Here is an 8,122-nt window from a genome sequence, read left to right as displayed (position 1 = left end):
GCGGTCGCGGCGGGTCGACATGAGCCTTGAGCTGGCAAGCGCGCTGGCCGCGCTATACAAGCACCGCGAAGCGCAGGCCCTTCAGCGCGGATGGGGCGAGGTTCCGCAATGCGTCTTCATCAACGACCGAGGCCAGCCGCTCGACGAGTCACGGGTGCGCAAGCAGTTTGCACGCATCATGCGGCAGGCGCGAATCAGCGGCCATCGCCTGTACGACCTGCGACACACGTTCGCCACTTTGCTGATAAGCCGAGGGATCCCCATCACCTACGTGGCGGCACAGCTCGGGCACGCCAAGCCGACGACGACGCTCCAGTGGTACGCGCACTGGCTTCCGAGGAGCGACAAGACCTTCGTCGATGCGTTAGACTCGCAAAGTTTGGCACCAAGTCTGGCACCAGAATCGGAAAGTGAAGTGTCAGAAGCAGAAAAACCCTTGGATTCCCTTGGAGCCACCCGTCGGATTCGAACCGACGACCTGCTGATTACGAATCAGCTGCTCTACCAACTGAGCTAGGGTGGCCCCCGCGGAAAAGCGGTTACGAGATTAACCCACCGCTCGCCCTGGTTAAAGACTCCTCGCGTCCAATCGCACCCTCGCCCGGTCGAGCCCACCGCCGAACCCGCGCGAGCGACTCGACTCCTTGCCGTCCGAAGCTCGGCGAGAGGCGGATGCGCCGTTCCTTGCGCACGTAAACCCGTCCCTTTCGCCGCGTCGGCGTCTGTGTAAGTCTGGTGAGTTCGGGAGTGCTGAATCTTGAAGACCGGAATTATCGGCGCACGCGGCGTGGGCAAATCGACCGTTTTCCACGCACTGACCGGCCTTGCCCCGCTCCCCGGTCAGGCCGAGGGGCGTAACCGCGCACGGCCCGGCCAAATCAAGGTCGCCGACGAGCGGCTGGATTTTCTCGAGCGCACCTACGGCTCCAAGAAGCGGGTCGAGGTCGAGCTCACGGTGCTCGATTTCGCCCCCAATCCCAAGGAACAAAAGGAAGGCGCGGCGCTCGACCCGAGCCTGCTCCCGCTCATCCGCGACCTCGACGCGCTCCTGATCGTAATACCGGATTTTGCCGGCAACCAGGTCACGCTGCCCTCGGCGCTGGCCGCGATCGAGACCGAACTCGTGTTCGCCGACCTCGACCAGGCCGAGCGCCGACTTGAGCGCCTGGTCAAGGAGCGCAATCCGGCCTCCGAGTTCGAGCGCGCGACGCTCAAGCGCTGCGTGCAGTGGCTCGAGGAGGGAAAGCCGCTGCGCTCGCTCGAAATGACCGCGCAGGAGCTCGCTGTCTTTGCGAGCTTTGGACTGCTCTCGCGCAAGACCGCGCTGGTCGTGGTCAACTGCGACGCCGAACGCGCGGCCGCCGAGCCCGCGCCCGAGGGGGTCGCAGCCGCCGCGGCGCACGAGATGGAACTGTTCACGCTCGCCGCGGCGTTCGAGGCCGAATTGTGGGAGCTCGACGCCGCGGGCCAGCGCGAAATGCTCGCCGCCGCCGGGCTCGGCGCGCCGGCGCGCGACCGGCTGGTGGCGGCGCTCTACCGGGCACTCGGGCTCATCACCTTCTACACCGCGGGCGAGCCCGAAGCGCACGCATGGCCGCTTGCGCGGGGCGCCACTGCGCTCGAGGCGGCGGGCCGGATCCACAGCGACATCGCACGCGGCTTTATCCGCGCCGAGGTCGTGGGCTACGAGGATTTCGCCGCGCTTCGCTCCGACGCCAAGGTGCGCGAGGCGGGCAAGCTCCGGCTCGAAGGCCGGGACTACGTGATCCGCGACGGCGATATAATCCACGTGAGGTTCAAGATCTGAGCGCCCAAAACCCTATCGATGCAGGCGTGTCCGCGCTTGTGGACGCAGCCGGCGGATCGGCTTGCCTCGGGCGAGTGGCGTTGAAAGAATAGTTGCATGCCGCGGGGGATCGGCCGGCGGCAAATTCCTGTTCGCCAGGCGGCATTTTCGGGCTTGATCGGCGGTAAGTTCTGCATTGATGCGACGCATCGAAACCCTGATCGTCCTCCTCGCACTGGGCTTCTACGCCTGGTTTCTGCATCGCTTCGGATGGGCCGACGTGCTGCATTACGTGCGCGTCGCCGGCTGGGGCCTGGTGTTGACGGTGGCGCTGGAGGCGGTCGCGCGCCTGGCTAACACGCTCGGATGGCGCGTCACGATCGATAACTGCCCCAAAACGCTCGGCCTCGGCGAATTGTTCGCGGCACGGATCGCCGGCGAAGCCGTCGATTATGTGACCCCGTCGGCGCAGCTCGGCGGCCAGTTCGTGATGGCGATGATGGTGCGGCACAAGCTCGCGATGGCGGCCGGCCTCGTAACGGTGGTGGTCGCGGCGCTGGCCGAGATGCTCGGCCAGGTGGGTTTCATCACCGGCGGAATGCTGACGGTGCTGCCTTTCGAAGCCCGGTTCCATCACCTGCTCGGGCCGGCGCTCGGCGGTCTCGGGCTCGCGATCGCGCTCGCCGCGGGCTTCTTCTATGTCCAAACCAAGCGGCCCTTCTCGCATCTGTGGTGCGCCGCGGTGCATCTGGACCTCTCGCGAATCGCCAACGACGAGATGCGCCAGGCCGCCGCCGAGGCCGACGCGCGGCTGCTCGAATTCTACGCACGCCATCGCTGGCGCCTCGCCGTCTCCTGCCTGTGCTACCTGGTCGCGTGGAGCCTCGGCCCGGTCGAGATTTATATCCTGCTAACGCTGCTCCACGAGCCCGTGAGCTGGCAAATCGCGGTGCTGGTCGAGGTCTTCGGCCAGTTGATAGAGCGGGCCACGTTCATGATTCCGGCCAAGCTCGTCAGCCAGGAGGGCGGCAAGGCGCTGGTAATGGCGATGCTCGGCTATCCGGCCGACGTCGGCTTTGCGGTAGGGCTGCTGCGCAGGTTCAAGGAGATGGTTTGGGTGTGTTTCGGACTCACGAGCCTGACCGTTCATCGCCTGGTCGTCGAGCGCGCCGACCGCGAGACCGCAGGTTCTCCCCGCGTTTTGGAAATCAGCAGCGCGCCGGGGGAACAGTCGTTATGAAACAGACGATCGCAATCGTTGCCTGCGTGCTGTCGATGACGGGCCTTTGCGGCCGCGCGCGCGCCGGCGTCGTGATCGACGAGCAGGTGACCACCACCCAGGGCAGCCAGCCCGCCGTGAGCCATACTCGCCAGGTGCTCGTGCAGGGACATCGGGAGAAGATGATCAGCGAACGAAACATCTTCGTGATCGATCTCGACAAGGGCACCATGATGCTGATCGATCCGAACCAGAAGGCCTACGCGGAGATGCCCTTTCCGCCGCGCGGGATGTCGAACGCGCCCGGCCAGCAGCTCGACCTCAATTTCAAGAAGACCGGCAAGTCCACCAAGGTGCTGGACTACGCATGCGACGAGTACAGCGGCGCCGGGCAGACCACGATGGCCACGGTCGAGACCTCCGGATGCTTCTCGACCGTCGCGCCCGGAGCTGCCGAGTTCTCCGAATTCACCAAGGCGATGGGCCTCAAGCTGAAGAGCGCCAATGCGATGGCGGGAAAGATGCCCGCAGGGATTCCGCTCACGATGGATTCCACGCGCCAGATCAAGCCTGGGATCTCCATTCCCGGGATGGCGCCCGAGCAGGCCACAAAGCTGAAGGAAATGATCGCCAAGCAGGGGCCGCAAACGACTAAAACAGTCGTGACCAAGGTCTCGACGCGCGATCTGCCGGACGACAGCTTCACGGCGCCGGCCGGCTACCAGCGCCGCACCGTGGGCGCGCCGCCGGGGGCGGCCGGCGCGCCCGCAGGCGGGGCAGCGGCCGCGCCGCCGTCTGGCGCAAAAGCGCCCGAGTAGGCACGCCGGGACTCTGGCGCACGCGGCGGGACGCGCACCAAAAGATGCACGTCTCGCCGCGTGCTTTTCCGGCCGGGGATAAGGCGACGCGCCGTCGGCTCATAGCCAATCCCGGTCAGCGGCGCTCCGGCCCGGTTACTTCTTCGCCGGCCGATGCTGGCCGTGGAACTGCAGCGACCCACTGCGGCTCCATTCCATCGGCTCCTCGCGCACGTCCAGTTCGACGCGCTTCCAGGTCACATCCACCTTGTCCGGAGCGCCCTCGACCATCAGTTCGAACAATCCCCGGTCGAGCTCGGCCCCCGGCCGCGCGAGCAATTGCAGGAAGGCCTTGGCGGCCTCGTTGGGCTCGAGCATCCGCGGCTGCCATCGCCCGAACACCCGCGGATTGTCCGCGTACTGGTCGGTCATGCTGGTGCGGACGAAGGGCAGCAGGATGCAGGCGGAAAATACGAACTTGGCGTTCTGCCCCAGGTTGACGGCGAGCACGTTCGGCAGCTGGAGCACGCCCCAGTTGCTGATCACGTAGCCCGGCACGCTGGCTCCCGGGTCGATCGCCTGGCGCGAGGAGACGTAGATGAGCTGCAAAGGCTCCTGATGATAGACCGCCTCCCCCGCCCACAGATGGGTCAGCGCGAGGAAACCGTCGATCTTGGTATTCAACACGAGACGCGATTCGTGGAGGCTCTCGAGAAAATGCTGGCGCACCCGCGCGCGGCGCATCGCGCGCGATTCGTCCGGGATCTCTTTCAGCGCCCGGCCGAGCGCGTAGCCCTTCTCCGTCAGCCCGGAGTTGCAGATCAACAGGTTCGGCGGCTTGCCCCCCATCTGCTCGATCACGTAGCTGCGCGTGGCCCACAAATCGCCCATGTTGGTGACGTCGGCCTGCACCGGAAATGCGTTGACGCCAAGGTCGCGCAGCGCATTGACCAGGTCGAAGCCGTCGGAATAGCTGCTATGGAAATGCACGCCCACGCTGGCGGCCCCATTTAGACCGGCCGCCAGTCCGAAGGCCTGGCCAAGCCCGCCGTCCTTGCCCGCGCCGGTGATCAGCACGCGCTTGCCATCGACGCCGCTGCGGAATTCGTTCTCGAAGCGGAAGCTCTCCGGCTGCACGGTAAACGCCATCGGCTTGTCCTCGGTGATCTGAATTTGCCTCGCGCCGCGCGGCCAAGGCCCGGCCATCGTCGATCACCCGCCGCGGATAAGTCAAAGCCCGGCGATGCCGCGGGATGGTCCGCGTGCTAGCCTTGGAAAGCGCTTGGCGCCCGCTTGAAAGCGAGCGTCACACGTTTTGCGAGGTTACGCCCATGAGCGAGTTCACCCATCGCTTCGTCGCCACCAACGGGCTCCGGATGCACGTCGCCGAGGCCGGAGAGGGTTATCCGGTCGTGCTGTACCACGGATTTCCGGAGCTATGGTACTCGTGGCGCCATCAGATGCGCGCGCTCGCGAGCGCCGGTCTGCGCGCGATCGCGCCCGACCAGCGCGGCTACGGCGACACCGGCGGTCCCGACGCGATCGAGGCGTACACGCAGCGCGAGATAGTCGCCGACCTCGTCGGGATGCTCGACGCGATGGGGATCGAAAAGTGCGTCGTCGTCGGCCATGACTGGGGCGGCGCGGTGGCGTGGAACGCGGCGCTGATGGCGCCGGCGCGAATCGAACGCGTGATCGCGCTCAACACGCCCTTCTTTCCGCACACTCCGATCAAACCGATGGATCTAATCCGCGCGATGGCCGGCGGCAATTTCAACTACATGGTCTATTTCCAGGAACCGGGCGTGGCCGAGGAAGAACTCGGCCGTGACGTTCGCCGCAGCCTGCGCTCGTTCTACCAGGGTGGCGAACTGGTCAAGGGCGAGACGTTCGCCGAGCTGCGCAAGCTGCCCTCGGGCGTGCTGGGAGCGCACGGCGGCGGCCTGCTCGACCATCTGCCGGATCTCCCGCACGGCAGGTTTCTCAGCGACGAAGATTTCGAGATTTTCGTCCGCGCCTTCGAAAAAACCGGCTTTCGCAAACCGCTCAACTGGTACCGCAACATCGATCGCAACTGGGAGGAGGCGGCCAGCCTGCCCGCGCAGGTAAGCCAGCCCGCGCTGATGATCACCGCGGAACTGGATATCGTGCTGCGCCCAGAGATGGCGCACGGGATGCAGGCGTGGGTGCCCAACCTGCGCAAGACCGTCCTTATCGAAGGCTCGGGACATTGGACGCAGCAGGAGAAACCCGAAGAGGTCAATCGCGCGATGCTCGAGTTTCTCGCCGATCTGCAGAAATGAAACCCGGCGTACGCGGCGGCTTTGCGGGTGCATGATGGACGAGCCGCCCGGCGTGGAACGGATGGATGCCCTCTCGGTCAGTCCTCTCGAAGAGTCGCAGACCGCCGCGATCGATACGCAAGCGTCGGGCGGGCCGAACGCGGCGCGATGGTTCTTCGTCGCGGCCGCGCTGATCGCGCTCGCCGACATCCTGCTCGTCCCGTGGCTTAAGCACGAACCGCCAAACGCGCTGGTGGTAACCGCTCTCGCGCTCGCACTCGGCGCACTGGCCGCCGAGCTTGTGGCCGCAGGGCAAGGCGCCGCCGCGGGCCGCTTGAGCGTGCTCGATCGTCTGCTCGCGGCCGACGGATGGTGCGTGTTCGGCGTGGGCGTGATGTTCCTCGCTTTTTACGCGGTGACGATTTCGCCGCCCACGCCATACAACGAACACGTGCGTCTGGCGGTGGCGTTGCTCCACGGCCTTACGTGGGTCGATGCGCCGAGCTACATGGAACACGTCGTCGTCGGCGGCCGCAGCTACATCGTGCACCCGGTGCTTTCGGGAATCCTGATGCTCCCGGCGGCGGCGATTTGGGGCGAAGCGGCCAACCAGACCGCGATGGCGGCGGTGCTGGGCGCGATCTCGATTGCGCTCTGGTGGCGGCTGATGGGAAATATCGGCGTCGCGCGCGCGGCGAGGGTATGGCTCGTGCTCTTCTTTGGCGTCGGCACGACCTTCTGGTTCGAATCGACGCTTGGCGGTTCGTGGAACTTCGCGCTGGTCGCTTCGGTGCCGTTCACGCTGGCGGCGCTGGGCGAGGTGTTCGGCGAGGCGCGGCCGTGGACCGTCGGCGTACTGGCGGCGCTGGCGGCGCTCGCGCGCTACGACCTGGTGATGGCGTGGCCGATGTACGTGCTGATGCTGGCGGCGCGCGGGCGGCGGATGCGCGAGCTTCTGTGGATGCTGCCGGGGTTCGCCGGCGCGGCGCTGCTCTATGTCGCGTACAACGAGGTCCGGTTCGGCACGCCCAACGATATCGCGCTCTGGCTGTGGTATGCGCAGGACCGCTACCGCTTCGCCCGGCCGGGCGGCCCGTTCGCTCTGCGCGACCTGCCTTACAACCTTTACACGCTGCTCTTCATGGCGCCGGGCTACAGCGACAAGTTTCCGTGGATTCATCCCGAGTTCATGGGACAGGCGCTCATCCTGACGAGTCCGGCTTTCGTGCTGGCGCTAAGGCCGAGCTTTCTCAAGCCGCTGCCCGCGTTGATCCTCGCGGCGGCGGCGCTCAGCAGCGGCCCGAGCCTGCTGGTTTACGCGAGCGGCTTCGCGCAACTGGGCCCGCGCTACTACGTGCAGGTCTATCCCTTCCTGCTGACGCTGATCGCGCTCGGCGCGCCGCGCAGGCTCGATCAGTTGAGCAAGATCCTGATCGCGCTTTCGATCGCGCTGGTCGTGTTCTTCACCTGGCAGGTGCGATGGTACGGCTGGGGCGGCTAACCGCGCCTCCCCAACGGCTCACCTGCTTGCGACCCGGTCGAGTCGGCGATCGCATTCGCTGTCCGGGGCGCTGTGGAACGTGCGGTTCTTGCACAGCGGGTCTCTTCAGGACTCCGCATCGCGGCTCCGGGTGACCGCGTCGACGACTTCCATCACGTCGAGGGTCTGGACCTTCTCCTCCAGCTGTTTGGCCTTGATGCCGTCGCCGAGCATCGTCATACAAAAGGGGCAGGAGACCGCAATGACCTCCGGGGCGGTCTGAAGCGCCTGCTCGGTGCGGAGCAGATTCACCCTTTTGTCCGGATCTTCCTCCAGCCACATTCGCCCACCGCCGGCACCGCAGCACATCCCGAATTTACGGTGGCGTTCCATCTCGTGAACCTGGGCGCCCGCGTGGCCGAGCACCGTGCGCGGCTCGTCAAATACGTCGTTGTAACGGCCGTAGTAGCAGGAGTCGTGGTACACGGTCCGCTTCGGGAATTCCGGGGAGATCTTGAGACGCAAAGCAAGGAAATGAAAATTATTCAGGGCGGAGCG

General features: G+C 65.9%; 7 protein-coding genes and 1 tRNA gene. 5 read left to right on the top strand and 3 right to left on the bottom strand.

Going from position 1 to position 8,122, the window contains the following annotated elements; all coding sequences use genetic code 11:
• Positions 1-447 precede the first annotated feature (447 nt).
• Positions 448-523: transfer RNA gene (locus VMI09_07260), tRNA-Thr, on the bottom strand.
• A 234-nt stretch (positions 524-757) separates the two neighbouring features.
• Here VMI09_07260 and VMI09_07255 point away from each other — a divergent pair.
• The 3 genes from VMI09_07255 to VMI09_07245 all read left to right on the top strand — a co-directional run bounded on the left by VMI09_07255 (position 758) and on the right by VMI09_07245 (position 3,823).
• A complete protein-coding gene (locus VMI09_07255) occupies positions 758-1,807 on the top strand; it encodes a DUF933 domain-containing protein (GenBank protein HTQ24479.1) in 1,050 nt (349 codons plus the stop codon).
• Positions 1,808-1,985: 178 nt separating this feature from the next.
• On the top strand, positions 1,986-3,026 hold the full coding sequence (locus tag VMI09_07250) for a lysylphosphatidylglycerol synthase domain-containing protein (protein ID HTQ24478.1): 1,041 nt from the start codon (positions 1,986-1,988) through the stop codon (positions 3,024-3,026).
• On the top strand, positions 3,023-3,823 hold the full coding sequence (locus VMI09_07245) for a hypothetical protein (protein ID HTQ24477.1): 801 nt from the start codon (positions 3,023-3,025) through the stop codon (positions 3,821-3,823). The genes VMI09_07250 and VMI09_07245 overlap by 4 nt, the downstream gene beginning before the upstream one ends.
• Positions 3,824-3,958: 135 nt before the next feature.
• Here the strand turns inward: VMI09_07245 and VMI09_07240 are convergent, their stop codons facing one another.
• Positions 3,959-4,951 carry an SDR family oxidoreductase gene (locus VMI09_07240; protein HTQ24476.1) on the bottom strand — a complete coding sequence of 331 codons (993 nt, stop codon included), beginning with the start codon at positions 4,949-4,951 and terminating at the stop codon, positions 3,959-3,961.
• A 182-nt stretch (positions 4,952-5,133) separates the two neighbouring features.
• Between VMI09_07240 and VMI09_07235 the strand changes: the two genes are divergently transcribed.
• Together VMI09_07235 and VMI09_07230 are read left to right on the top strand one after the other, a co-directional pair.
• Positions 5,134-6,105 (top strand): alpha/beta fold hydrolase, encoded by a 972-nt coding sequence (locus tag VMI09_07235; protein ID HTQ24475.1) that lies wholly within the window; start codon positions 5,134-5,136, stop codon positions 6,103-6,105.
• 31 nt (positions 6,106-6,136) lie between these two features.
• The gene (locus tag VMI09_07230) at positions 6,137-7,585 is read left to right on the top strand and encodes a hypothetical protein (protein ID HTQ24474.1); all 1,449 of its coding nucleotides are present in this window, start codon (positions 6,137-6,139) and stop codon (positions 7,583-7,585) included.
• Positions 7,586-7,690: 105 nt separating this feature from the next.
• Here the strand turns inward: VMI09_07230 and VMI09_07225 are convergent.
• A partial coding sequence (locus tag VMI09_07225) for a (Fe-S)-binding protein (GenBank protein ID HTQ24473.1) occupies positions 7,691-8,122 on the bottom strand: 432 nt, incomplete at its 5' end.

Source organism: Candidatus Binataceae bacterium, assembly GCA_035500095.1.
GTDB lineage: Bacteria > Desulfobacterota > Binatia > Binatales > Binataceae > JAKAVN01.
This window is presented reverse-complemented; position numbering and strand designations above follow the sequence as displayed.

Coding starts and splice junctions, on each gene's coding strand:
- VMI09_07250 (HTQ24478.1), top strand. CDS start 1,986: ATGCGACGCATCGAAACCCTGATCGTCCTCCTCGCACTGGGCTTCTAC.
- VMI09_07245 (HTQ24477.1), top strand. CDS start 3,023: ATGAAACAGACGATCGCAATCGTTGCCTGCGTGCTGTCGATGACGGGC.
- VMI09_07240 (HTQ24476.1), bottom strand. CDS start 4,951: ATGGCGTTTACCGTGCAGCCGGAGAGCTTCCGCTTCGAGAACGAATTC.
- VMI09_07235 (HTQ24475.1), top strand. CDS start 5,134: ATGAGCGAGTTCACCCATCGCTTCGTCGCCACCAACGGGCTCCGGATG.
- VMI09_07230 (HTQ24474.1), top strand. CDS start 6,137: ATGATGGACGAGCCGCCCGGCGTGGAACGGATGGATGCCCTCTCGGTC.